Here is a 25,410-nt window from a genome sequence, read left to right as displayed (position 1 = left end):
CAAGAGGTTTGGGCAAAGGTTGGCACTGGTCCCCACCGTCTACCAAACCTTGCACCGAGGGCGTTGGAGGCCGGAGATGAGTACAGCCACAGCAGCGAATTCCGCGATACCCGCTCCGCGATCGTCGCCACCGCGCCGCCGCACGTTGTATCGCGGCGACCCGGGCATGTGGTCGTGGGTACTTCACCGCATCACCGGCGCGACCATCTTCTTCTTCCTCTTCGTGCACGTGCTCGACACCTCGTTGGTTCGGGTCAGTCCGGAGGCCTACAACGCGATCATCGAGACCTACAAGACGCCGATCATCGGCCTGATGGAGATGGGTCTCGTCGTGGCGGTGCTCTATCACGCACTCAATGGCATCCGCATCATCCTGATCGACTTCTGGCAGAACGGCCCCAAGTATCAACGTCTGATGCTGTGGGTGGTGCTCGCGGTCTGGATCTCCGTGTTCATCGTCGCACTCGGCGTGATGGGCATGCACATGGCGGAGCGTTTCCTGTGAGCCCTTCGGGCGAGAACCCCTACGACCACGTCAGCGAGCGCGGCGGCCCCGCACCCGTCATGCAGCGCAGCCATGACCGGCCCGCCGGCCTGGACAACCCACGCGCACCCCGCCGCCGCAGCGCCATGCCGAACTTCGAGAAGTACGCCTGGTTGTTCATGCGCTTCTCCGGCATCGTTCTCGTCGTCCTCGCGCTCGGCCACCTCTTCATCGGCCTGATCTGGGACGGCGGCGTCTACCGCATCGACTTCAACTACGTCGCCCAGCGCTGGGCGTCCCCCTTCTGGCAGACGTGGGACCTGTTCCTGCTGTGGCTGGCCCAGCTGCACGGCGGCAACGGCATGCGCACGATCATCAACGACTACGCCCGCAAGGACTCGACGAAGTTCTGGCTGAACACCCTCTTGGCGTTGTCGGTCCTGTTCACGGTGGTGTTGGGCACGTACGTCCTGTTGACCTTCGACGCGAACATTTCGTAAAGATGGAGAGCACAGCATGCTAATCGAACATCGCTACGACGTCGTCATCGTCGGTGCCGGCGGCGCGGGCATGCGGGCAGCCGTCGAGGCCGGCCCGCGCGTGCGCACCGCCGTCCTGACCAAGCTCTACCCGACGCGCAGCCACACCGGCGCCGCGCAGGGCGGCATGTGTGCCGCACTGGCCAACGTCGAGGACGACAACTGGGAGTGGCACACCTTCGACACCGTCAAGGGCGGCGACTACCTCGCCGATCAGGACGCCGTCGAGATCATGTGCAAGGAAGCCATCGACGCCGTCTACGACCTCGAGAAGATGGGGATGCCGTTCAACCGCACCCCCGAGGGCCGCATCGACCAGCGCCGCTTCGGTGGGCACACCCGCGACCACGGCAAGGCGCCCGTTCGCCGCGCCTGTTATGCCGCCGATCGCACCGGTCACATGATCCTGCAGACGCTGTACCAAAACTGCGTCAAGCACGACGTCGAGTTCTTCAACGAGTTCTATGCCCTGGACCTGGTGCTCTCGGACACGCCGGGCGGACCGGTGGCGACGGGAGTCGTCGCCTACGAGCTGGCCACCGGCGACGTCCACGTCTTCCACGCGAAGGCGATCGTCTTCGCCACCGGCGGGTCGGGGCGCATGTACAAGACGACCTCCAACGCGCACACCCTGACCGGTGATGGCCTCGGCATCATCTTCCGCAAGGGACTTCCCTTGGAGGACATGGAGTTTCATCAGTTCCACCCGACGGGCCTGGCCGGTCTCGGCATTCTGATCTCCGAAGCCGTGCGCGGCGAGGGCGGCCGTCTGCTCAACGCCGACGGTGAACGGTTCATGGAGCGCTACGCGCCGACGATCGTCGACCTCGCGCCTCGAGACATCGTGGCCCGGTCCATGGTGTTGGAGGTGCTCGAAGGCCGCGGCGCGGGTCCCAACAAGGATTACGTCTACATCGACGTGCGGCACCTCGGCGCCGACGTGCTCGAGGCGAAGCTCCCCGACATCACCGAGTTCGCTCGCACCTACCTCGGCGTCGACCCCGTCACGGAACTGGTGCCCGTCTACCCGACGTGCCACTACGTCATGGGCGGCATCCCGACCACCGTCCACGGCCAGGTGCTGCGGGACAACAATCTGATCGTGCCGGGGCTGTACGCCGCCGGCGAGTGCGCCTGCGTGTCGGTGCACGGCTCCAACCGACTGGGCACCAATTCGCTGTTGGACATCAACGTGTTCGGCCGTCGGGCCGGCATCGCCGCCGCCAGCTACGCACTGGGTCACGACTTCGTCGACTTGCCGGTGACTCCGGCCGGCAGGGTGACCGAATGGGTGGGCGACATCCTCTCCGAGCACGGCAACGAGCGCGTCGCCGACATCCGCGGCGCACTGCAACAGTCGATGGACAACAACGCGGCCGTCTTCCGCACCGAGGAAACCCTCAAGCAGGCGCTCACCGACATCCACGGCCTCAAGGAGCGGTACGCCCGAATCACGGTGCAGGACAAGGGCAAGCGGTACAACAGCGACCTGCTGGAAGCCATCGAGCTCGGCTTCCTGCTCGAGCTCGCCGAGGTCACCGTCGTCGGTGCGCTGAACCGCAAGGAGTCCCGCGGCGGTCACGCGCGCGAGGACTACCCGAACCGCGACGACACCAACTACATGCGCCACACCATGGCGTACAAGCAGGGCGGCGACCTGCTCAGCGACATCCGATTGGACTACAAGCCCGTCGTCCAGACCCGTTACGAGCCGATGGAACGGAAGTACTGATGAGTGCACCTGTGCTCGACAGCCCCGACACGCAGGCCACCCCGCCCGTCCCCGAGGGCTCCGTGATGGTCACGCTGAAGATCGCGCGTTTCAACCCGGACGATCCCGACGGCGCCGGCTTCCAGAGCTTCCGGGTGCCGTGCCTGCCCACCGACCGGCTGCTGAACCTGTTGCACTACGCGAAGTGGTATCTCGACGGGACGCTGACGTTCCGCCGGTCGTGTGCCCACGGTGTGTGCGGTTCGGATGCGATGCGCATCAACGGCGTGAACCGGCTGGCGTGCAAGGTGCTCATGCGCGACCTGCTGCCGAAGAAGGCGGGCAAGCAGCTCAGCATCACGATCGAGCCGATTCGCGGGCTGCCCATCGAGAAGGATCTCGTCGTCGACATGGAGCCGTTCTTCGACGCCTTCCGCGCCGTGAAGCCGTTCCTCATCACCAGCGGCAACGAGCCCACCAGGGAACGCATCCAGAGCCAGACCGACCGCGCGCGCTACGACGACACCACCAAGTGCATCCTGTGCGCGTGCTGCACGACGAGCTGCCCGGTGTTCTGGAACGACGGCTCGTACTTCGGGCCCGCCGCCATCGTCAACGCGCACCGCTTCATCTTCGACAGCCGTGACGAGGCTGCCGCCGAGCGGCTCGACATCCTCAACGAGGTCGACGGCGTGTGGCGCTGCCGCACCACGTTCAACTGCACCGAGTCCTGCCCGCGCGGCATCCAGGTGACCAAGGCGATTCAAGAGGTCAAGCGCGCGTTGCTGTTCGCCCGCTAACCCCTCCCCCTTCTGCCGCGATTTCGGCGCGCTAACGTTCGCTCGGCGACAGTTTGCGCGCCCAAATCGCGGTGGGGGGTGTCACACAATCGAGGGCTGTCTCGTCCAAGAGGCATGACGATTCAACAACCTCGCATCGCACCCCTGCCGCCGAAGAAGGCCTCGCTGACGGCCCGGCTGATGTACCGCTACGCCAAACGTCGTTTCGGCGAGGTGCCCGTCCCGTTCGCGGTGGGTGCGCACCACATGCCGCTGCTCGTCGCCAACGCCGTCCACGAGACGCTGCTGGAGCGCGGGTCGAAGAAACTCCCGGCTGACGTCCGCGAACTCGCGGTGTACTGGACGGCACGCACGGTCGGCTGCTCGTGGTGCGTCGACTTCGGCGCCATGCTGATCCGCCTCGACGGCCTGGACGTCGAGCGGCTCAAGCACATCGACGACTACGCGACGTCCCCGCTTTTCACCGACGACGAGCGCGCGGCGATCGCCTACGCCGACGCGATGACCACCGACCCGCACCTAGTCACCGATGAACAGGTCGCCGATCTACGTGTCCGCTTCGGGGATGCCGGCACCATGGAGTTGACCTACCAGATCGGTATCGAGAACATGCGGGCCCGGATGAACACGGCGTTGGGAATCACGGAGCAGGGCTTCAGTTCTGGGGATGCGTGCCGGGTTCCGTGGGCCGACGATCAAGCGGCGAACCGGTGAACTTGTCGGGGTTGGCGATGTCCCAGATGGCACAGACCTTCCCGTCGCGGACGGTCAACGCCTGGATGTGGGGCTGCATCGCGGGCCCTTCGTCGTTGGCGTCGAATCCCGTGGCGATCATCCCGAGTTCGCCGTTGACCAACGCCAGCTGAGCCGCCTCGAAGAACCTCGACCCGTACCGCTTGGCCAGGCCGAAGATGAATCGAGCCACCTTGTCCGGACCGTGGATGACGCGAGCGGCGGTGGGCGCCTTGCGATTCGAGTCGCCGGTGAAGGTCACGTCGGGGTGCAGTAGGGCGACGACGCCCGCCATGTCGCCGACGGACATGGCGGCCATCAGCTTTCCGACGACCTCGTCGTGGGAGGCGTCGCGGGCGGGCGCGTCCGCGTCTGCCACCATCCTTCTGGCCCTTGACGCGAGCTGCCGTGCCGACGCCGCACTGACACCGAGCACATCAGCGATCTCACCGAACGGCATGGCGAAGCCATCGTGCAGAACGAAGGCGACCCGCTGGTCGGGGGTGAGTCGTTCGAGCACCACCATCGCGACGAAACGGGCGTCTTCGTCGGCGACGACGGCGGTAAGCGGGTCGGTTCGGTCGAGCGGCGTCACGACGGGCTCGGGAAGCCACTCCCCGTAATAGGCCTCGCGACGGTGGGCAGCCGAACGCAGGCGATCGAGCCCGATCCGGCTGACGACCGTCGTCAACCACGCCCGCAGGTCGGTGATCCCGTCGCGCCGAGGGCCGAGGGCCGCCCATCGCAGCCACGCGTCCTGAACCGCGTCCTCGGCGTCGGCGAACGTCCCGGTGAGCCGATACGCGACCGCGATGAGGTGCGAACGCAGTTCCTCGAACTCGTCGCTCCGCAGCGCGGTGGTCACCAGCCCAGAATAGCGACGTGACATGGGTGAACGGCAGTGCCAGGAGTGCCGCGAGCGTGCGCAAAGTAGGACTCGCACCCGGCGTGTCGGCCGCAAACACGCACGGTCGCGGGGGAAGAGGGCACCTGCCGCCCGCGGCCCCTGACCACATCAGCAAACGTCGAACGGCCCGACTCGACGGCCGACTCGCGTCTGTGAACATCCTGTGAGCACTAATTTCGTTGTCAGCGAGCGGTTTGACAACTGAAACCGTATTCTCCAACCGTTCGTCCTAGGTCAACCAAGGAGATGCCATGAGCAAGGGTGAGTTGGTCGTCGGCTCCGCCGGCGGGGCGACCGTCGACAGCAAGGGCCTGAAGGGTGGCTCCCTGGGACTGATGTCCAGCGTCGTGGTGGGCATGGCGTCGACGGCACCCGCCTACAGCCTCGCTGCGGTCCTCGGACTGATCGTGGCCAGCGGCGCAGGCGTCAAGGCCGCGTCGATCGTGCTGCTGGCGTTCGTGCCGATCTATCTGATCGCCGTTGCATACCAAGAGCTGAACAAGGCGGAGCCGGACTGCGGCACCACCTTCACCTGGGCGTCCCGCGCATTCGGGCCGCTGATCGGCTGGATGGGTGGCTGGGGCATCATCGCCGCCGACGTCATCGTGATGGCCAACCTGGCGCAGATCGCGGGCGCGTACTCGTTCACCTTCATCGGCGACCTCGGCTGGACGTCGGCGGCCGACCTCGCCAGCAGCACGCTCTGGTCGACGGTGGCCGGTGTCATCTGGATCGTCGTGATGACCTACATCTGTTACCGCGGCATCGAGGTGTCGGCTCGCCTGCAGTACTTCCTGCTGGGCTTCGAGGTCATCATCCTCGTGGTGATCTCGGTCTACGCGCTGATCAAGGTCTACACGAGCAATGCGCTGCCCGAGTCGATATACCCGTCGCTGTCCTGGTTCTGGCCCGGCGGTCTGGACTTCGGCACCGTCATCGCCCCTGCGATCCTGATCGCGATCTTCATCTACTGGGGCTGGGACACCGCGGTGGCCTGCAACGAGGAGTCCGACGATCCCGGCACCACGCCGGGCAAGGCGGCGGTGCTGTCGACGTTCCTCCTGCTGGCCACCTACGCCATCGTGACGGTGGCTGTTGTCGCCTTCGCCGGCGTCGGCGAAACCGATGCGGGACTTGGCAATCCGGACAACTCAGCCGACGTGTTCGCCGCGATCGGGCCCGCCCTGTTCGGTGACAGCGTGATGGGCCACATCGGTCTGCTCCTACTGTCGGCGACGATCCTGACCTCGGCGTCCGCCTCAACGCAGACGACGATCCTGCCGACGGCTCGCACGACGCTGTCGATGGGCGTCTACAAGGCCCTGCCTGACTCGTTCGCGAAGATCCACCGCAAGTACCTGACCCCGACGGTCTCGACAATCGTAATGGGTGCCGTGTCGATCTTCTTCTACGTGATGTTCACCTTGGTCAGCAGCAGCCTCCTCCTGGCCCTCATCGGCTCGGTCGGCCTGATGATCGCCTTCTACTACGGGATGACCGGGTACGCCTGCATCTGGTACTACCGCAAGACGTTCACCAAGTCGCCGCGGGACTTCCTGATGCGCGGCGTCGTGCCCCTGTTGGGCGCCATCATGCTGACCGTGGTCTTCGCCTACGGACTGATCTCGTACGCGAAGCCCGACTACCTGGTCGACGACGACGGCAACAACGTCACGATCCTCGGCTTCGGCGCGGTCGCCGTCGTGGGCATCGGCGCGCTGGTCCTCGGAGTGGTCATGATGTTCGTCTGGTGGGCGATGTCGCCGAGCTTCTTCAAGGGCGAGACCCTGCCGCGCCGTTCGGATCTCCTCCTCGAGCCCGCCGTCGGCTCCATCGCTCGCTTCGGCCTGCCGGACTCCGGCGACATGCCGACCGTCATCTCCCCCGATCTGTCGAACCTGCCCGCAGGCGAGACTGCGGTCGATCCGGCCACCGGTGAGGAGTTCACCAAGAACGGCTGACACGGCACCGTCACCGTGTCCGCTCCCCTGGTGGGCTGCGAACGCCCGTATCTGGCTCGAAGACCCGCGGCGTCCACCGCGGCGCCCGCCCAGCCGTAGGCGTTCACGCACTGCACGGCGCCGTCCGGCGTCCGCACCAGGGCGATGAGATCGCCGCCGAGCGCCACGTCATGCGGGTAGACGACGGTCAGGACCGCGGCAGCGACGATCGCGGCGTCGATCGCCGTACCGCCGTCACGATAGGCGCGCATTCCCGCCTCGGTCGCCAGCACGTGAGGCGTGGCCAGGGCACCGGTGGAGGAGCCCGCCGGGGCCATCAGAAGTGACGCCGAGTTGCGCCGGAACGTCGCTGCGGAAGACGGCAGCTAGCAGAGTGAGCGACTCACCGGTGGCGCCACGGATGCGGTTCGCCGCCGCCAGCGTGGTCGCTCGGTGGACGCCGAGGTACAGACTGCCGAGGACGTCGAGGTCCATCGTGAACTCCGCAGGCGCATCGGTGCGGACGCACAACGCCCGTCCGCCACGGATCTCCAGCGCGAATCGTCCTCCGTCGGAACGGAATCCGTCACCGATCTCGATGACGGTGTCAAGGTCCGCCAGGTAGGCGCGGGCCTGCAGGGCGGCAAGCACGTCCATGATGCGCAGCCAGAGCCCGTCCTGCGCGCCGGTGGTTCGGACCAGCCGGGAATCGTCCAACAGATAGGGCAGCGGGTCGGCGGGATGGCTGGAGATGCTGATCGTCTCGACCAGATCGAGACCGAGCAACGCGCGCCACAGCGCCACGTGCGCCTCGGGCGTGACGGCCGAGAACTCCTCCACCCGAACGCTTCTCGACGGACCGCTATGCACGCGGTAGAGCAGGTAGCCATCAGCGTGCAGGAAGCAGAACCACGGCGTCCCACCGCCACGCAAGTCGTCCCAGTCGGCCAGCAGGTCGTCCCAGAGCGGTGTTGGTCGCTCCAGACCACCCGGCGTGATCAACCGACAGCGGTCATGGATCGAGGCGAGTTCGTCGCGGTGCTCACGCGGCTGCACGGTGCGCACCCCGCCGGGATCGGCTGCGGCGCGGTGGAACCGGGCGAATCGCCGGTCCAGGGTCAGCTCCGTCTCGACCGTCGCGGGGCCGTAGCCGAAGCGGCCGTAGATGCCACCCTCGGTGGCGGTCAACCCCGCGATCGGATAACCGGCGTCGGCAAGGCGCTGGTGCAGTTCGGCGTACATCGCGCGGAGCAGTCCGCGCCGTCGGTGCGTCGGTGCGCCACCGAGCTGCGGGGCGGCATCAGCGTGCGCCATGCCGCGAACGTCTCAGGGTGCCAGAAGGCGCCGTAGCTGGTCGCGGCCAGCTGCCTTACCGCGGTCCAGTCGTCGTCGGTGATGTCGCGCAGGACGGGACCATCGATGTCGCTCATCGCTTGCTGAAGATGATTCGGTGCCAATCCTTTTCGGCCTTCGCGGTGATGTCGCTCATCACGTGCTTGATGGTCAGGTACTCCTCGAAGGAGTAGTCGCTCATGTCCTTGCCGAATCCCGATGCCCCGACGCCGCCGTGCGGCATCTCGCTGATGATCGGGATGTGGTCGTTGATCCACACGCACCCGGCATGGATCTCGCGTGACGCCCGCTGCGCCCGGTAGACGTCGCGGGTCCACGCCGAGGCGGCAAGGCCGTACTCCGTGTCGTTGGCCTGCCGGATGCCGTCGTGGTCGTCGGTGAACGATCGCGCCACGAGCACGGGTCCGAAGATCTCGCTGCGGTACACCTCCGATCGCTCGTCGACGTCCGCAATAAGGGTGGGCCGGTAGAAGGAGCCGGGACGGTCGGGGGCGGTACCGCCGGTGACGATGCGGCCGCCCTCACCCGGCGCGCGGTCGACCATGCCCGCCACCTTGGCCCGGTGCGCGTGGGTGATCAGCGGGCCGAGGTCGGTGCCGGGATCGTGCGGATCGCCGACGACGACCTTGCTCATCAGTTCGCCGACGCCCGCCACGAAGTCGTCGTAGAGGTCGCGCGCGACGATGGCCCGCGTGGCCGCGGTGCAGTCCTGCCCGGTGTTGATCAGCGAGGCGGCGACCGCACCCTGGATGGCGGCGTCGAGATCGGCGTCGTCGAACACCAAGAAGGGCGCCTTTCCGCCGAGTTCCAGTTGCGTGCGATGCCCGTGCTGGGCGGCGGCCGACATCACCTTGCGTCCGACGGCGGTCGAGCCGGTGAACGTCACCAGGTCGACGTCGCGGTGCCCGGCCAGCGCCGTACCGACGTCGCCACCGGCACCGGTGACGACGTTGAGCACACCGTCGGGCAGCCCGGCCTCGCTGGCCAACCGCGCCAACGTCAGCGTGGTCAAGGGCGTCACCTCGGCGGGCTTTATCACCACGGAACAACCGGCGGCCAGCGCGGGAATGACCTTCCACACCGCCATCTGCAGTGGGTAGTTCCACGGCGTGATGGTGGCGACGACGCCGATGGCTTCGCAGCGGATGCTCGAGGTGTGGTCGGCTGAGTACTCGGCGGTGGCCTTCCCCTCGAGGTGCCGCGCCGCGCCCGCGAAGAAGTCGATGTTGTCCACGCTGCCCGGGACGTCGAACTCTCCTGCGAGCCTGACGGGCTTACCCGTCTGGCTGACCTCTTCGGCCACCAGCGCTTCGGCGTGCGCGCCCGCAAGACGAGCGAGCTCGAACAGCACCGCCGACCGTTCTGCCGGCGTCGCCGTGGCCCAGCCGGGTAGCGCCGCGCGCGCGGATGCGACGGCAGCGTCGACGTCGGCAGGCGTCGCCAGCGCGCAATCGGCAACCACGTTCCCCGTCGCCGGGTCGATGACTTGATGCATCCCTCCGCCGGTGATCACCTCGGCGCCGTCGATCCAGCTGCTCGCGATCGTCATGACTTTTACGCTAGCCGACCTCCGGAGGACGAGCTACGCATTACCGCCGTGACGAACGTGTAAAACGAACGATTTCATGGCTTTGGTTGCCTGGAACGACGGATTCCGTGCACAATCGTCGTCATGGTCGATCGGGATGGTCAGCACTTCCAGGCCGTCTCACTGCGGATCAACCACTCCCGCCCCGGTGCGGCGTTCCAGCTCGACGAGCTCTCCAAGGCCATCATCGAAAAGCTGCAGCAGGACGGCCGGCGGTCCTACGCCGGCATCGGCAAGGCAGTCGGGCTGTCCGAGGCCGCCGTGCGGCAACGCGTCCAGCGCATGGTCGACGCCGGCGTGATGCAGATCGTCGCCGTCACCGATCCGATGCAACTCGGCTTCGCGCGCCAGGCGATGATCGGCATCCGTTGCACCGGCGACACCACCAAGATCGCCGACAAGCTCGCCAACATCGAGTCCGTCGACTACGTGGTGCTGACCGCGGGTTCGTTCGACGCCATCGTCGAAGTGGTCTGCGAGGACGATAGCGACCTACTCGATCTGCTCAACACGAAGATTCGTGCCGTACCAGGGGTGATATCCACCGAAACATTGGTATACCTCAAACTCGTTAAACAGCAATACAATTGGGGCACTAGATGACACTCATCGATTCAGATCCAACCGTAGACACCGACCTGGCCGCCAAGGCCAAGCGTTACCTCTGGGGGCACTTCGCCCGCCATGGCGACGACATCACTCCGCCGATCATCACCCGCGGCGAGGGCATCCACATCTGGGACAGCGACGGCAAGCGGTTCATCGACGGCCTGTCCGGGTTGTTCGTGGTTCAGGTTGGCCACGGCCGCAAGGAACTCGCCGAAGCCGCCGCCAAGCAGGCTGAGCAGCTCGCCTTCTTCCCGTTGTGGTCCTTCGCCACGCCTCCGGCGATCGAGCTTTCCGAGCGCCTCGCCAATTACGCACCGGGTGACCTGAACCGGGTCTTCTTCACGACCGGCGGCGGCGAGGCCGTCGAAAGCGCGTGGAAGCTGGCCAAGCAGTACTACAAGCTGACCGGCAAACCCGGCAAGTACAAGGTGGTGTCGCGGTCGATCGCGTATCACGGCACGCCCCAGGGCGCACTGTCGATCACCGGCATCCCGGTCTTCAAGGCGCCGTTCGAGCCCCTGGTCCCAGGCGGTCTCCGGGTGCCCAACACCAACATCTACCGCGCGCCCGCGCCGTATGACACCGACCCCAAGGCGTGGGGGCGGTACTGCGCCGACCGGATCGCCGAGGCCATCGAGTTCGAGGGTCCCGACACCGTGTGTGCGGTCTTCCTCGAACCGGTGCAGAACGCCGGCGGCTGCTTCCCACCGCCGCCCGGATACTTCGAGCGGGTCCGCGAGATCTGCGACGAGTACGACGTGCTGCTGGTGTCCGACGAGGTCATCTGTGCGTACGGGCGAATCGGATCGATGTTCGCCTGCGACGACTTCGGCTACGTGCCGGACATCATCACCTGCGCCAAGGGCCTCACCTCGGGCTACTCGCCGATCGGCGCGATGATCGCCAGCGACCGGCTGTTCGAGCCGTTCAACGACGGGCACACGGTCTTCGGGCACGGCTACACGTTCGGCGGCCACCCGGTGTCGGCGGCGGTGGCCCTGGCCAACCTCGACATCTTCGAACGCGAGGGCCTCAACGACCACGTCAAGGAGATGGCCCCGGCCTTCAAGTCCACTCTCGAGAAGCTGCATGACCTGCCGATCGTCGGCGACGTCCGCGGCGAGGGCTTCTTCTACGGCATCGAGCTGGTCAAGGACAAGACCACAAAGGAGACCTTCAACGACGAAGAGTGTGAGCGGTTGCTTCGCGGCTTCCTCACCCCGGCGCTGTTCGAGGCGGGCCTGTACTGCCGCGCCGACGATCGCGGCGACCCAGTCGTCCAGTTGGCGCCCCCGCTCATCTGCGGCCAGAAGGAGTTCGACGCGATCTACGACATCCTGAACGGCGTGTTGAGCGAAGCAAGCCGCCGGATGTAGGCGAGCCGCCGATGTCCAAACCGTCCATCGATCCCGTCCGCTGGCAACCCCCGCCGTCACAGCCGCTGCGCGAGCCCGACCTCGTTCGTCGGCTGAGAATCATTGCGCTGCCGGGCTTCGCGCCGGAGGACGTGGTCGTCGACGGCCGAGGTGGCGTGTACACCGGGGTCGTCGGCGGCCAGATCATGCGCATCGATGCGGAGTCCGGGTCACACGAGGTGGTCGGCGACACCGGTGGGCGACCACTCGGAATGGCCGTGGCGCGCGACGGCCGACTACTGATCTGCGACAGCCACCGCGGGCTGCTGGCGATGGACACCGCGACCGGTGACATCGAGACCATGGTTGACGATTTCGAGGGTCGTCCGTTGAAGTTCTGCTCCAACGTGGTCGAGTCATCCGAGGGCACAATGTATTTCACGGAGTCCACCGACCGGTTCCACTACGAGTACTACAAGGCCGCGGTGCTCGAAGCGCGCGGATCGGGTTCGCTGTTCCGCCGCGACCCCGACGGCGCGGTCACGCGGTTGGCGTCCGGTCTGCACTTCGCCAACGGCGTGACGCTCACGGCCGACGAGTCCGCCGTGGTGTTCGCCGAGACGACGGCCGCCAGGGTGTCGAAATTCTGGCTCACCGGCCCGAAGGCGGGCACGGTGACGCCGTTGACGGAATCGCTGCCCGGCTACCCGGACAACATCTCGACAGCCCCCGACGGTCGCATCTGGGTCGCGATGGTGTCCGAGCGCAACGCCTTCACCGAGTGGCTGGTACCCAAGGCGCCGGGGATGCGGAAGCTGCTGTGGCGCTTGCCGTATGGCGCACTGCCCGACGTCAAGCCCGTGGTGTGGGTGATCGCGCTGGATCCGGAGGACGGCCGCGTTCTGACGCAGCTGCGCACGCGGCATTCGACCTTCGGGTCGACGACCGGCGTCGTCCAGGAGGGCGACCGGGTGTGGCTCGCGGGCATCGGGGCTTCGGCGATCGCGTACTTCGACATGTAGCGGAACATTGCCACGCGCCGCTCACCGATCGGCGGCCAGTCCCAAGGGCAGCAATGGTCACTCTGGTAGCAGCGTGGCAACCCGGAAAACGGCTAACCGTCGCCTAATCTGCAGACACCATGGCGACCTTCCGAACCGTGTCCCGGCGCGCTGCCGCGCTGGTAGCTACCCCCTTGTTGGCGAGCTTCTGCCTGCTGGGCAGCCCGGCGCTCGCCTACGCCGACGACGCCTGCCCCTACCGCGTCGTCACGCCACCCGCGGTGGACTCCTCGGAGATTCCCGAGGCAGGCGACCCACCTCAGCCGTTGCCCGTACCTGCCAAGCCGCTGGGCGGTGACGCGCTCTCCGGCTGCGGCATCATCACCGCGCCGGGTACTCCGCCGGTGCCCGACGACGTCTCCGCCGAGGCCTGGGTCGTCGCCGACCTCGACAGCGGCGACATCATCGCGGCCCGGGATCCGCACGGCAGGCACCGTCCCGCCAGCATCATCAAGGTGCTGGTGGCAATGCAGTCGCTGCGGGAGCTGCCGATCAACAAGCAGGTCATCGGGACTGCCGACGATGCGGCGGCCGAGGGCACCCGGGTCGGGGTCGATCAAGGCGGCAAGTACACCGTCAACGACCTCCTGCACGGCCTGCTCATGCACTCGGGCAACGACGCCGCCCACGCCCTGGCGGGGCAGCTCGGCGGCATGGACACCGCCCTGCAGAAGATCAACGACCTCGCCGGAAAGCTCGGTGGCCGCGACACCCGCGCCGCCACCCCGTCGGGCCTCGACGGCCCCGGCATGAGCACGTCGGCCTACGACCTCGGGCTGTTCTACCGCTACGCGTGGCAGAACGCCGTGTTCGCCAACGTCGTGTCGACCAAGACCTACGACTTCCCCGGACATCCCGCGCGCGACGGAGGCGAGGACAGCCCCGATTACCAGCTGGAGAACGACAACCAGCTGCTGTACAACTACCCGGGCGCACTGGGAGGCAAGACCGGCTACACCGACGACGCGGGACAGACGTTCGTCGGGGCGGCCGACCGTGACGGACGCAGGCTCGTCGCGATCATGCTGCGAGGCACGCGCCTGCCCGTCGCGCCGTGGGAACAGGCCGCGCACCTGCTGGACTACGGCTTCGCCACGGCGCCGGGAACGAAGATCGGCTCGCTCATCGAACCGGACCCGTCATTGGTCGTCAGGGAGGCCAACCCGCTGGGCGACAACGTCGCCGCGCAGGACGTCGCGGCGTCGCCGCTGCCGAGTGCCGATGCGGTGCCGGTGCGGGTAGGAGTCGGCGTCGTCGGTTCGATCATCGTGTTCGGCCTCATCATGGCCGCCCGGTCGCTGAACCGGCGACCCAGTAGCTGACCGTCAGCGCCGTCGCGTCAGTCGTGAAAGGCCAAGCGCGCCAAGGGCACCGACTCCTGCCGCAGCGATGGCGCCGCGCACTCCGAGTCCTTCGCGTAGCTGAATTCTGGTGGTGATCTCGGCGGGATCGGGCGGCCCGACGGATGCAAGGGCGAGGTTGTCCGCCGACGTCGCGGCCCACGCCGTGGCGAAGAGGATGAGCCGCGCCGTGATGTAGGCGAACACCATCAGACCGAGCACCGGGCCGAACGTGGCGCCCGCCGGACCCTGCAGCACCGACGCCAGGTACACGGAGGCCACCAGCTTGAAGATCTCGAACGCCACCGCGGCGAGTAGTCCGGCCCTGGTGGCGCTGCGGAAGCTGACCGACTCCCTCGGCAAGCGGGCGATGATCCAGGTGAACAGCAACCAGGAGATACCGAGGGACACCACCACCGAGGCGACCCGCAACAGGATGCCCAACGCCGGGAAGTCGGGGATGCCGACCCACTCGAGCACGTTGCGCATCACCGTCCCGTTGCCGAGGAGCGACAGCGCTACGGTGACGACGATCGCGGCGAATGCCGAGAGCAACGCCAGCAGGTCGGAGACCTTGGTTTTCACGAAACCGGCGGGCTCGCCGCGCTGAAGGCCCCACATCTGGCTGAGCGCCTCGCGCAGGTTGGCCATCCAACCCAGCCCTGCCCACACGGCGGTGGCCAGACCGATGACACCGATCGAAGTGCGTGAGTCGATCGCCGAGTCCATCAGGTCGATGAGCTGTTGCCCGAGGTCGCCGGACACCGCCCCCTTGATCTTCATCTCGATCTCGCCCAGCAGGTCCGGCCTGTTCGCCAGCACGAAACCGCCCGCGGCGAAGGCCACCATCAACAGCGGGAACAGCGCGAAGATCGTGAAGTACGTGATGCCGGCGGCATAGAAGTCGCCCTTGCTGTGGTCGTAGCGCGCTTGGGCGCGCATGACACGGTCGAACCATGGAAATCTGGCCCGAAGCCGGTCCATGACGCCTGGCGTGGCCGGTTCAGTCACGCCGGCCTCCTAGTGTTAAAGACGCTTGTCGAGCAACCCTAGTTTGTCGTATACCCGCTGCAGCGTCTTCGCAGACACGTCGTTGGCCCGCTGCGCGCCCGCGGCCAGCACGGACTCCAATTCTGCGGGGTCGGCCAACATTTGGTCGACCCGCGCCTTGATCGGCGTGACGAACTCGACGACGGCCTCCGCGGTGTCGGCCTTGAGATCGCCGTAACCGCGACCCGCATAGCCCTCGACGAGTTCGTCGAGGGCTATGCCGGTGACGGCCGACTGGATCGTCAGCAGGTTGGACACCCCCGGCTTCGCGTCGCGATCGAAGCGGATCTCGCGCTCACTGTCGGTGACAGCGGACCGAATCTTCTTGGCGGTCTTCTTCGGATCGTCGAGCAGGCTGATCAGACCTGCGTCGGTGGCGGCCGACTTGCTCATCTTCGCGGTCGGATCCTGAAGGTCGTAGATCTTCGCCGTCGCCTTCTGGATCATCGGTTCGGGCACGACGAGGGAGTCGGGGAACCGCGCGTTGAACCGCTGCGCGACGTCGCGGGCGAGTTCGAGGTGCTGACGCTGGTCCTCCCCGACCGGAACAAGGTCGGTGTCGTAGAGCAACACGTCGGCGGCCATCAGCACCGGGTAGGTGAAGAGTCCGACTGTCGTGGCGTCCGCGCCCTCCTTCTGCGACTTGTCCTTGAACTGGGTCATCCGCGAAGCCTGACCGAACCCCGTGAAACAGCCCAGCACCCAAGCCAATTCGGCGTGTGCAGGCACGTGGCTCTGTACGAACACGCAAGCCTTGGCCGGGTCGATGCCCAGCGCCAGGTACTGCGCCGCGGTCACCAGGGTGCGCTTGCGCAGCAGGTTTGGGTCCTGGGCGACGGTGATCGCGTGGAGGTCGACGACGCAGAAGTAGGCGTCGTAGCCGTCCTGGAGCCCGATCCACTGGCTGACCGCCCCCAACGCGTTGCCGAGGTGAAGGGAGTCGGACGTCGGTTGCACGCCGGAGAAGACGACGCGCTGGTTCGAGGCACTCATGATGTCGTCGATCTTTCCACCCGCGTCATCCGGTTTCGTCAAGGGTCAGCCGACGCAGCACGTCCAGGAACACGCGCCGCTCGTCGGCGCCCAACTCGCCGAGCCACCGTTCCTCACCGCGTTGGATGTCGGCCTGGACCGCGTCCTTCACGGCCCGCCCCGAGTCGGTGATGGCCAGCAGGCGCACGCGGCGGTCGTCGGGGTCCGGCTGGCGCTCGATGTGACCGCTGTCCTGCAGTTCGTCGAGTGTGCGGATGATGCGCGTCTTGTCGGCGCCGATCGCCTCGGCGAGTGCCGCCTGGGTGCGCATCGACGACCGGTCCAGCGCCGAGAGGACGACGTAGCCCCACATCGTGAGGCCGTGCGCGTCGAGGATCGGTTGCTCGGCGGTCATCAACTCGCGCACCAGCGGAGCGAGCATCGCGGCGAGATCGGGGCGACGGGACGACTTCGACACCGGATCATGATAGGCATTGCCATATCGTATGTGTTTGCTTATCGTATGTCTATGCCTACTAAATCGCCCGAGTTCCTTCCGTTCCACCGCACCGCGGTACTCGCATCGATCGACGTCGTCGACCGCGTTCGGCTCGAAGATCTGGACCGACCGACGCCATGTTCCGGCTGGAACCTCTTCGACGTACTGGCCCACATGACCGTCCAGCACCGCGGATTCGCCTCAGCAGCTGAGGGTTTCGGCGATGACCTGGAGATCTGGCGACCGGAGAACGTGCTCGCCTCGGTGACCGCCGATCCGGCCGGCACCTACGCCGCGGCCGCCCACGACGTCCTCGACGCCTTCGCCGCCGACGGGGCTGCCGACGCTGAATTCGTCCTCCCCGACTTCGGCGGCGCGAACGTCCCCTGCGTGACGGCGATGGGGTTTCACTTCGTCGACTACGTCGTGCACGGCTGGGACGTCGCCGCGGCACTCGGCGTCCCCTACGCGCTGCCGGCCGACGTCGTCGCAGCGGTGCTGCCGCTGGTGCTGGCCGTGCCGGACGGCGACTTCCGCGAGCAGGCCAACTCGCCGTTCGCGCGTGCCGTCGAACCCGCGGGCACCCATGACTTCGAACGCATCCTGCGGCACCTCGGCAGGCGACCGGAGTGGAATCAGGCGTACTCGACGGTCACCGGTGCGTGATCGGACCAGCGCAACGCGTAGGCGTCGGCGCGCTCGACCCGGGCGGAGACCGCGCGGTCGGCCAGTCGGCGGTTGACGAGTTGGTAGTCGATGCGCCAGCCTGCGTCGTTGTCGAATGCCTTGCCGCGCCAGGACCACCAGCTGTACGGGCCCGCGACGCCGGGACGCATCGCTCGCACCACGTCCACCCAGCCGGCGGCCAGAAGATCCGTAAGCCATTGACGCTCGGCTGGTAGGAAGCCCGCCTTCTTCTGGTTCGCCTTCCAGGCCTTGATGTCGTTCTCGGTGTGCCCGATGTTCCAGTCGCCGCACACGACGGCGTCGCGATCGGCACGGTTCACCGTCCCCATTCGCTCGGCGACGGCGACCATGAAGCGCTCCTTCTCCAGCTGCCGATCGGTCTCGGCCTCGCCGGTCGGAAAGTACACGCTGGCCACGGTCACACCTGCGGTGTCAACCTCGAGGTAGCGCCCGTGCGCGGCGAACTCGCCGGCGTCCGGCCCGACGAGGGTCCGCGTGATCTGATGACGACTGAGCACGGCAACACCGTTGCGACCCTTGAGATGTGGATCGGCCGACGCCAAATGCCAGCCGTCGGCCAACGCCGGCGCCAGCGCCTCGGCAAGCTGATCGTCGTCGGCCCTGGCCTCCTGCAGACACACGACGTCCGCGCGCGTCCCCGCGAGCCAGGGCAGCAGACCGAGGTTCTCCGGCGAGCGCTGCTTGACGGCGGCGCGGATGCCGTTGACGTTGATGGTGCTGACGATCACAGAGGACAGACCTTAGCCGGGGACGCGCGGGCCGTTTCTTGCGGTACCGCCGGTATCACCTTAGGGTCGGCGACATGCCAGAACGCGCGCCCATACACCTCGGCTCCGGCGAACCGATCGTGTTGCTACACCCCTTCCTCTGCTCGCAGACGGTGTGGCGGACGGTCGCGGACCAGCTGGCAGACACCGGGCAGTACGAGGTGTTGGCGCCCACGATGCTCGGCCACCACGGAGGACGGCGGACGCCGTCGTGGTTCATGGACACCTCCCACCTCGTCGACGACGTCGAACGCCGGATCGACGAACTGGGCTGGGACACGGCGCACATCGTCGGCAACTCGTTGGGCGGCTGGGTGGCATTCGAGTTGGAGCGCCGCGGCCGGGCGCGCAGCCTGACGGCGATCGCGCCTGCGGGCGGTTGGTCGCAGCATTCGCTCACGAAGTACGAGACCGTGCTGAAGTTCCTGCTCGGCGGTCCGGCGCTGGTCGCGGCGCGGCTACTAGGTCCCCGGATTCTCGATCTGCCGTTCGCGCGCCGCATCGCGACACTGCCCGTCAGCGGGCCCGCCGACGGTCCGAGTCATCCCGACCTCGTCGCGCTCATCGAGGATGCGACCCACTGCACGGCCTACTTTCAGCTCTTGGTCAAGACGCTTCGGCTCTCCGGGCTGCTCCAGCTCGCCCACGTGTCCATCCCCACCCAGCTGGTGCTGTGTGAGAAGGACAGGGTCTTCCCCCACCCGCGAGGCAACAAGTACCTCGTCGAGAACCTGCCTGCCGGCACCGCGGTGATCCGGCTCGACGGCCTCGGTCACATCCCGATGCTCGAGGCTCCGGGTCGCATCACCGAGCTGATCGCCGATTTCGTCGCTCAGCACACGGAGCCGCAGCGGCAGGCCCCGCCCGCGGGTTAACTCCCCCCGCGCCGCGAGCGTGCGTGTTTGCACGCGACACGCCGCCAAGACATGGCACTTCACGCACTCTCGCGGGAGGTGGCCGGGCTAGCGCAGGGCCTTCTCGAGGTGATCGGCGATGGTGGCCAGATACTGCTCGCTGGTCTGCCAACTCTGCTCGGGGCCGATCAGCAGGGCGAGGTCCTTAGTCATGAAGCCACCCTCGACCGTGCCGATGACGACCTCCTCCAGTGTCTCCGCGAACTCGATCACCTCGGGCGTGTTGTCGAGCTTTCCCCGGTGCTCGAGTCCTCGCGTCCAGGCGAAGATCGAGGCGATCGGGTTGGTCGACGTGGGCTTGCCCGCCTGATGCTGCCGGTAGTGGCGAGTGACGGTGCCGTGCGCCGCTTCGGCCTCGACCGTCTGGCCGTCCGGCGTCATGAGCACCGAGGTCATCAGTCCCAGTGAGCCGTAACCCTGTGCGACGGTGTCGGATTGGACGTCACCGTCATAGTTCTTGCAGGCCCAGACGTAGCCGCCCTCCCACTTGAGGCAGGAGGCGACCATGTCGTCGATCAGTCGGTGCTCGTAGGTCAGCCCCTTCGCCTGGAACTCTGCGGAGAACTCCTCGTCGAAGATGCGCTGGAACTCGTCCTTGAACATCCCGTCGTAGCCCTTGAGGATGGTGTTCTTCGTCGACAGATAGACCGGATAGTTCTGTTGCAGAGCGTATTTGAACGACGACCGGGCGAAGTCCTGAATCGACTTCTTGAAGTTGTACATGCCCATGATCACACCGCCGTCCTCCGGGACGTGGACCACGTCGTGCACCAGGGGCTCGCTACCGTCGTCCGGCGTGAAGGTCACCGTGAACGTGCCCGGCCTGTCGACCTTGGTGTTGAACGCGCGGTACTGATCGCCGAAGGCGTGGCGTCCGATGATGATCGGCTTGGTCCAGCCGGGTACCAACCGGGGCACGTTCTTGATCACGATTGGTGCGCGGAAGATGGTTCCGCCCAGGATATTTCGGATCGTTCCATTGGGCGACAACCACATCTCCTTGAGGCCGAACTCCTTCATCCTGGCCTCGTCTGGCGTGATGGTCGCGCACTTGACGCCCACGTGGTGCTTCTTGATGGCGTTGGCCGCGTCGACGGTGACCTGATCGTCGGTCTCGTCGCGGTGCTCCATGCCGAGGTCGTAGTACTCCAGGTTCACGTCGAGGTACGGAAGGATCAACGTGTCCTTGATGAGCCTCCAGATGATGCGGGTCATCTCGTCGCCGTCGAGCTCTACGACCGTTCCCTGGACCTTGATCTTGGACATGCGCGTCCGCCGCCTCCTCCGTGGTGTCTCGCCGTCAGCCCTGCGCGGACTCCAGCGCAGCGTTGAACGTCTTGCTGGGCCGCATCACCGCCGTGATCTTCTCCGCATCTGGGTAGTAGTAGCCACCGATGTCGACGGCATCGCCCTGCGCCTCGTTGAGTTCGGCCACGATGGTGTCCTCATTGTCGCTGAGCGCCTTGGCAAGTGGCGCGAAGTGTGCTGCCAGCTCCTCGTCCTCGCTCTGCGCGGCAAGTTCCTCGGCCCAGTACAAGGCGAGATAGAACTGGCTGCCGCGGTTGTCGAGCTCACCGGTCTTGCGAGAGGGATTCTTGTTGTTGTCCAACAGCTTTCCGGTTGCCGCATCGAGGGTCTTGGCCAGGATCTTGGCCCGCTCGTTGTCGGACTTGATGCCGAGACCCTCCAGGCTCGCGGCCAGCGCGAGGAATTCGCCGAGCGAATCCCAGCGCAGATGATTCTCCTCGACCAGCTGACTGACGTGCTTGGGCGCCGAGCCACCGGCGCCGGTTTCGTAGAGGCCGCCGCCCGCCATCAGGGGCACGATCGACAGCATCTTGGCGCTGGTGCCCAACTCCAGGATGGGGAACAGGTCGGTCAGATAGTCACGCAGGATGTTGCCGGTCGCGGCGATGGTGTCCTGGCCACGCATCGCGCGCTCGATCGTGTGCCGCATCGCCCGCTCCTGCGACATGATCGAGATGTCGAGACCATCGATGTCGTAATCGGCGAGGTAGGTGTTGACCTTCGTACGCAGTTCGTTCTCGTGCGGACGTTCCTGGTCCAGCCAGAAAACCACCGGCATGCCGGAGTCGCGCGCCCGGGTGACGGCCAACTTGACCCAGTCGCGGATCGGCGCGTCCTTGACGACGGGCATGCGCCAGATGTCGCCGGCCTCGACGTTCTGGGTCAGCAGTACCTCACCGGAGTCGACGTCGACGATGTTGGCGACGCCGTCCTCGGGGATCTCGAAGGTCTTGTCGTGGCTGCCGTACTCCTCGGCCTGCTGCGCCATCAGACCAACGTTGGGAACAGTGCCCATGGTGGTCGGGTCGAACTGGCCGTGCGTCTTGCAGAAGTTGATGATCTCCTGGTAGATGCGGGAGAAGGTGGACTCGGGGTTCACCGCCTTGGTGTCCTTGGGGCGGCCGTCGGCGCCGTACATCTTGCCGCCGAGGCGGATCATCGCGGGCATCGAGGCGTCCACGATGACGTCGCTGGGCGAATGGAAGTTCGAGATGCCCCTAGCCGAATCGACCATGGCCAGTTCGGGACGGTGCTCGTGGCAGGCGTGCAGGCCGCGAATGATCTCTTCGTGTTGCGAAGCGGGCAGCGACTCGATCTTGGCGTAAAGATCGGACAGTCCGTTGTTGACGTTCACGCCCAACTCGTCGAACAGCTTCTGGTGCTTGGCGAACGCGTCCTTGTAGAAGATCTTCACCGCGTGGCCGAAGACGATGGGGTGCGACACCTTCATCATCGTCGCCTTGACGTGCAGCGAGAACATCACGCCGGTCTTGTACGCGTCCTCCATCTGCTCTTCGTAGAACTCGCAGAGGGCCTTCTTGCTCATGAACATGCTGTCGATGACGTCGCCCTCGTCAAGCTTGACCTCGGGCTTGAGCACGATCGCCTCGCCGCCCTTGGTGACCAGCTCCATCCGCACGGTGCGAGCGCTGTCCAGCGTCATCGTCTTCTCACCGTGGTAGAAGTCGCCGTGCTTCATGGTCGCCACGTGGGTCCGCGACGCCTGCGACCACTTGCCCATGCTGTGCGGGTGCTTGCGCGCGTACTCCTTGACGGCCTTGGGTGCGCGCCGATCCGAGTTGCCTTCGCGCAGTACGGGGTTCACCGCGCTGCCGAGGCACTTGCCGTAGCGCTCCTTGATCTGCTTCTCGTCGTCGGACTTCGGCTCGCCGGGGTAGTCCGGTAGGTCGTAGCCCTTGGCCTTCAGTTCCTTGATCGCCGCCAGCAGCTGAGGGACGGAGGCGCTGACGTTCGGCAGCTTGATGATGTTGGTGTCCGGCAACTGCGTCATCTCACTCAGCGCTGCCAAGTTGTCCGGCACGCGCTGCTCATCGGTCAGATAGTCGGAGAACTCGGCCAGAATGCGCGCCGCAACGGAGATGTCGCTGGTCTTGACGTCGATGCCGGCCGCGTCGGCGAAGGCGCGCACCACCGGCAGGAAGGCGTACGTCGCCAGCAGCGGCGCCTCGTCGGTCAGCGTGTAGATGATGGTCGGCTGCTCAGTCACTTATCAATCTCCCGGCGTCACGGTCGGTCAGCGTTCAAGGGCAAGTATCGCGTCGGATACGAACCTACGCGCAGCGCGCGCTCCGGAAATGGCGTGGGTGACTTCGGCGACCGGGCGGCCGAACCTTTGGCGTGCGGATGGTCGCGTCAGACCGTTGGATGCTTGGTCATCGGCACTGAATCATGGTTAATCCACCCTCTTACGACCCCCGTTGGCGGATAGCATCCCGCTTCGTGCGACGAACCCTGGCGGTGGCCGCCGTAATGGCGGCGTTCGCGATGATGACCGGCTGCGGCAGCGAACCACCCCCCGCACCCGAAAAGCGCTCGGCGGCGCAAGCGGTCGTCATCGTGTCGGGCGGGGACGCGACCAGTCCGTTCACCACCCCGGACCAGGCATGCGCCACCGGCCTGGCTGCAGGCAACACCGACACCGCACTGCGTGAATACCTGCTCAAGCAGGGCTACACCGTCTACACCTCACCGGCCATGGCCGGCCGCGGGCAGGTGGTCGACCAGACCGGCTTCGGCCCCTTCGGAGTCTGCCCCGTCACGCTGCCGGACAACATGACCGTCGACTCCACCGGCAGCATCGACACCGCGGGCGAACACCTGGCCCGCTTCCTGAACTGGCTGCACACCGAAAAGGGAGTCACCGAGGTCGACTTCGTCACACACTCGATGGGCGGGCTGTACTCACGCGCCGCGATCCGGGTGCTGGCAACCACGAACTCTGCGGTGCACATCCGCTCGCTGACCACGATCGGCACGCCATGGCAAGGCTCCTACCTTTCCGACTACGCCAATGACATCGTGCCGCTGACCGACTGCCTCGCCGACAAGCTCTGTGAGACCGCGATGAAGGGCTTCAAGACCGAGGTGCTGCGGCTGATGGCCGGCTCGGGGCGCGAGGTCAACCAGGCGTACCTGATGGGCAAGGGCGGCTGGAACGATTTCCAAGCCGGCGTGCTCGACAAGATCCCCGTCGTGCTCATCGGCGGCAAGAAGTTCAATGCGCCCGCCGGCAAGGTCAACCCCGCGGTGTGGCCCAACGACGGCATCGTGGCGCTGCGCAGCGCGCAGGCCATCGACGTCAGCGACCCGGTGTTGCCACACCGCCGCTGCTACAGCTTCGACGACACGCACAGCATCTTCGTCTCCAATGCCGCCGGATTGGATTGGAAAACGGCGCTGACGTGGGACCCGGAGGTCTTCGACGTCGTCCACCAGGCCATCGAGGACGCGTCGAAAGCGCTCGAGACGCCCAACCGCCAGGACTGCCCGGCCTAGCAACCGCGGCTGCCCCTCACGCAGCGCCGACGGTCCGCCGTTCAACCTGAAGGGCATCGCACACACCGGCGAGCAGAGCGAGAATCCACAAACCCCTCGACGCGACCGAACGGATCTCCGGTCACTTCGCTCCTGCCGACCGCAATGAGTTACGCTTCATTTCGGTATTGAGTGCCAGCGTTAAGCCCCGGCTAGCTGGCCGGCAACCCTCCAACCGCGGTGGGGTGCCCTGGGTGATGACCAGGTTGAGTAGTCGCAGTCGGCTACACGGCAAGCGCGGGCCCGCCATGACGGGCCCCCAGAGTAGACAGGGAAACCTGATGCGGAGGCCCACGTTGTGCAGTTGTCGCTGAACCAGCCCCACATCTGATTCGTGCCCCTTTGGGCACCCCCTTCTCATTTCCAGGAGACATCCATCATGAACGACGACATCGATCCGACCGCAGGTTGGGCGTTCGAGACCAAGCAGGTGCACGCCGGCCAGACCCCCGACATCGCGACCAATGCGCGGGCACTGCCGATCTACCAGACCACGTCCTACACCTTCAGGGACACCGACCACGCCGCCGCCCTGTTCGGCCTCGCCGAGCCCGGCAACATCTACACCCGCATCATGAACCCCACCCAGGATGTCGTCGAGCAGCGCATCGCGGCGCTCGAAGGCGGCGTGGCCGCCTTGTTCCTGGCTTCCGGCCAGGCCGCAGAGACCTTCGCCATCCTCAACCTGGCCAGTGCCGGTGACCACATCGTCTCCAGCCCGCGGCTGTACGGCGGCACCTACAACCTGTTGCACTACACCTTGCCGAAGCTGGGCATCGAGACGACCTTCGTCAACGACCCCGACGACCTGGACTCCTGGCGGGCTGCGGTACGGCCGAACACCAAGGCGTTCTTCGCCGAGACGATCTCCAACCCACAGATCGACGTCCTAGACATCCCCGGCGTCTCGTCCGTGGCACACGAGAACCGTGTGCCCCTGATCGTCGACAACACCATCGCGACGCCGTACCTGATCCAGCCGATCGCCCACGGTGCCGACATCGTGGTGCACTCGGCCACCAAGTACCTCGGCGGGCACGGCACCACGCTCGGTGGTGTGCTGGTCGAGCGCGGCAAGTTCGACTGGGGCAATGGCAAGTTCGAGGACATGGTCCTGCCTTCGCGCGGCTACCACGGCGTGAAGTTCTGGGAGACCTTTGGCGACTTCGCCTACACCATGAAGGCGCGCATGGAGGTGCTGCGCGTGCATGGTGGCTC

The 25,410-nt window shown here is 66.3% G+C and carries 21 protein-coding genes, 3 pseudogenes and 1 riboswitch; of the genes and pseudogenes, 14 read left to right on the top strand and 10 right to left on the bottom strand.

Annotated elements, in window-relative coordinates:
• The first annotated feature begins 76 nt into the window (after positions 1-76).
• From sdhC to VET27_RS13220, 5 genes and pseudogenes are all read left to right on the top strand, one after another.
• On the top strand, positions 77-505 hold the full coding sequence (gene sdhC / locus VET27_RS13240) for a succinate dehydrogenase, cytochrome b556 subunit (protein ID WP_526518752.1): 429 nt from the start codon (positions 77-79) through the stop codon (positions 503-505).
• A gap of 59 nt (positions 506-564) precedes the next feature.
• Entirely contained in the window at positions 565-984 is a 420-nt protein-coding gene (locus VET27_RS13235) for a succinate dehydrogenase hydrophobic membrane anchor subunit (RefSeq protein ID WP_526518783.1), read from the top strand.
• A gap of 16 nt (positions 985-1,000) precedes the next feature.
• Positions 1,001-2,755, top strand: a complete 1,755-nt coding sequence (gene sdhA, locus VET27_RS13230; protein ID WP_526518750.1) for a succinate dehydrogenase flavoprotein subunit — start codon at positions 1,001-1,003, stop codon at positions 2,753-2,755.
• Entirely contained in the window at positions 2,755-3,534 is a 780-nt protein-coding gene (locus VET27_RS13225; RefSeq protein ID WP_526518748.1) for a succinate dehydrogenase/fumarate reductase iron-sulfur subunit, read from the top strand. Before sdhA ends, VET27_RS13225 begins: the two co-directional genes overlap by 1 nt.
• A 123-nt stretch (positions 3,535-3,657) precedes the next feature.
• A pseudogene (locus tag VET27_RS13220) lies at positions 3,658-4,248 on the top strand (carboxymuconolactone decarboxylase family protein); the annotation flags it as partial.
• Here the strand turns inward: VET27_RS13220 and sigJ are convergent.
• On the bottom strand, positions 4,190-5,131 hold the full coding sequence (sigJ, locus tag VET27_RS13215; RefSeq protein ID WP_526518746.1) for an RNA polymerase sigma factor SigJ: 942 nt from the start codon (positions 5,129-5,131) through the stop codon (positions 4,190-4,192). The pseudogene VET27_RS13220 and the gene sigJ sit on opposite strands and share 59 nt — an antisense overlap.
• A gap of 293 nt (positions 5,132-5,424) precedes the next feature.
• On the opposite strand from sigJ, the gene VET27_RS13210 reads away from it, so the two are divergent.
• Positions 5,425-7,134 (top strand): amino acid permease, encoded by a 1,710-nt coding sequence (locus VET27_RS13210; RefSeq protein WP_526518744.1) that lies wholly within the window; start codon positions 5,425-5,427, stop codon positions 7,132-7,134.
• 59 nt (positions 7,135-7,193) lie between these two features.
• Here VET27_RS13210 and VET27_RS13205 read toward each other — a convergent pair.
• From VET27_RS13205 to VET27_RS13195, 3 genes and pseudogenes are all read right to left on the bottom strand, one after another.
• Positions 7,194-7,385 (bottom strand): annotated as a pseudogene (locus tag VET27_RS13205) (gamma-glutamyltransferase); the annotation flags it as partial.
• Between the two features lie 82 nt (positions 7,386-7,467).
• Positions 7,468-8,543, bottom strand: a pseudogene (locus VET27_RS13200) (GNAT family N-acetyltransferase); the annotation flags it as partial.
• A complete protein-coding gene (locus VET27_RS13195; protein WP_526518742.1) occupies positions 8,540-10,015 on the bottom strand; it encodes an aminobutyraldehyde dehydrogenase in 1,476 nt (491 codons plus the stop codon). The pseudogene VET27_RS13200 and the gene VET27_RS13195, both read right to left, overlap by 4 nt.
• A 123-nt stretch (positions 10,016-10,138) precedes the next feature.
• On the opposite strand from VET27_RS13195, the gene VET27_RS13190 reads away from it, so the two are divergent.
• The 4 genes from VET27_RS13190 to VET27_RS13175 all read left to right on the top strand — a co-directional run bounded on the left by VET27_RS13190 (position 10,139) and on the right by VET27_RS13175 (position 14,401).
• Positions 10,139-10,657 carry an Lrp/AsnC family transcriptional regulator gene (locus VET27_RS13190; RefSeq protein WP_526518741.1) on the top strand — a complete coding sequence of 173 codons (519 nt, stop codon included), beginning with the start codon at positions 10,139-10,141 and terminating at the stop codon, positions 10,655-10,657.
• Positions 10,654-12,039, top strand: a complete 1,386-nt coding sequence (locus tag VET27_RS13185; protein ID WP_526518739.1) for an aspartate aminotransferase family protein — start codon at positions 10,654-10,656, stop codon at positions 12,037-12,039. The genes VET27_RS13190 and VET27_RS13185 overlap by 4 nt, the downstream gene beginning before the upstream one ends.
• Before the next feature lie 11 nt (positions 12,040-12,050).
• Positions 12,051-13,040 carry an SMP-30/gluconolactonase/LRE family protein gene (locus tag VET27_RS13180; RefSeq protein WP_526518737.1) on the top strand — a complete coding sequence of 330 codons (990 nt, stop codon included), beginning with the start codon at positions 12,051-12,053 and terminating at the stop codon, positions 13,038-13,040.
• Positions 13,041-13,159: 119 nt separating this feature from the next.
• Positions 13,160-14,401: a D-alanyl-D-alanine carboxypeptidase family protein gene (locus tag VET27_RS13175; protein ID WP_526518735.1), complete on the top strand. Its 1,242-nt coding sequence runs from the start codon at positions 13,160-13,162 to the stop codon at positions 14,399-14,401.
• 3 nt (positions 14,402-14,404) lie between these two features.
• Here VET27_RS13175 and yhjD read toward each other — a convergent pair whose 3' ends face one another.
• Genes yhjD through VET27_RS13160 form a run of 3 tightly spaced genes read right to left on the bottom strand, consistent with a single transcriptional unit; the run spans position 14,405 to position 16,883 of the window.
• A complete protein-coding gene (yhjD, locus tag VET27_RS13170; RefSeq protein WP_526518733.1) occupies positions 14,405-15,430 on the bottom strand; it encodes an inner membrane protein YhjD in 1,026 nt (341 codons plus the stop codon).
• Positions 15,431-15,445: 15 nt separating this feature from the next.
• Positions 15,446-16,462 carry a tryptophan--tRNA ligase gene (gene trpS, locus VET27_RS13165; protein ID WP_526518781.1) on the bottom strand — a complete coding sequence of 339 codons (1,017 nt, stop codon included), beginning with the start codon at positions 16,460-16,462 and terminating at the stop codon, positions 15,446-15,448.
• 25 nt (positions 16,463-16,487) lie between these two features.
• Positions 16,488-16,883, bottom strand: coding sequence for a MarR family winged helix-turn-helix transcriptional regulator (locus VET27_RS13160; RefSeq protein WP_526518779.1), 396 nt, complete (start codon positions 16,881-16,883; stop codon positions 16,488-16,490).
• An 87-nt stretch (positions 16,884-16,970) separates the two neighbouring features.
• On the opposite strand from VET27_RS13160, the gene VET27_RS13155 reads away from it, so the two are divergent.
• Positions 16,971-17,606, top strand: a complete 636-nt coding sequence (locus VET27_RS13155; RefSeq protein WP_526518731.1) for a TIGR03086 family metal-binding protein — start codon at positions 16,971-16,973, stop codon at positions 17,604-17,606.
• On the opposite strand, the gene VET27_RS13150 is transcribed toward VET27_RS13155, so the two are convergent.
• Complete coding sequence (locus tag VET27_RS13150) at positions 17,576-18,376, bottom strand: exodeoxyribonuclease III (RefSeq protein WP_526518729.1); 801 nt, start codon at positions 18,374-18,376, stop codon at positions 17,576-17,578. The two genes, VET27_RS13155 and VET27_RS13150, sit on opposite strands and share 31 nt — an antisense overlap.
• A 74-nt stretch (positions 18,377-18,450) precedes the next feature.
• On the opposite strand from VET27_RS13150, the gene ephH reads away from it, so the two are divergent.
• Positions 18,451-19,290, top strand: a complete 840-nt coding sequence (ephH, locus tag VET27_RS13145) for an epoxide hydrolase EphH (protein WP_526518727.1) — start codon at positions 18,451-18,453, stop codon at positions 19,288-19,290.
• Between the two features lie 87 nt (positions 19,291-19,377).
• Here ephH and VET27_RS13140 read toward each other — a convergent pair whose 3' ends face one another.
• On the bottom strand, positions 19,378-20,595 hold the full coding sequence (locus VET27_RS13140) for an NADP-dependent isocitrate dehydrogenase (protein ID WP_526518725.1): 1,218 nt from the start codon (positions 20,593-20,595) through the stop codon (positions 19,378-19,380).
• A gap of 34 nt (positions 20,596-20,629) precedes the next feature.
• Positions 20,630-22,864, bottom strand: coding sequence for an NADP-dependent isocitrate dehydrogenase (locus VET27_RS13135; protein WP_526518723.1), 2,235 nt, complete (start codon positions 22,862-22,864; stop codon positions 20,630-20,632).
• Positions 22,865-23,097: 233 nt separating this feature from the next.
• Between VET27_RS13135 and VET27_RS13130 the strand changes: the two genes are divergently transcribed.
• Together VET27_RS13130 and VET27_RS13125 are read left to right on the top strand one after the other, a co-directional pair.
• Positions 23,098-24,153, top strand: a complete 1,056-nt coding sequence (locus tag VET27_RS13130) for an esterase/lipase family protein (RefSeq protein ID WP_526518721.1) — start codon at positions 23,098-23,100, stop codon at positions 24,151-24,153.
• A gap of 163 nt (positions 24,154-24,316) precedes the next feature.
• A riboswitch (SAM riboswitch) is annotated at positions 24,317-24,436 on the top strand.
• Positions 24,437-24,571: 135 nt separating this feature from the next.
• Positions 24,572-25,410 (top strand): O-acetylhomoserine aminocarboxypropyltransferase/cysteine synthase family protein (locus VET27_RS13125; protein ID WP_526518719.1); only part of this gene is annotated, 839 nt, incomplete at its 3' end.

Origin of the sequence: Mycobacterium sp. (genome assembly GCF_035633495.1) — a bacterium.
Taxonomy (GTDB): Bacteria; Actinomycetota; Actinomycetes; order Mycobacteriales; family Mycobacteriaceae; genus Mycobacterium.
Note: the sequence above shows the minus strand (reverse complement) of the source record. Positions and strands in the feature narration are given on the sequence as shown.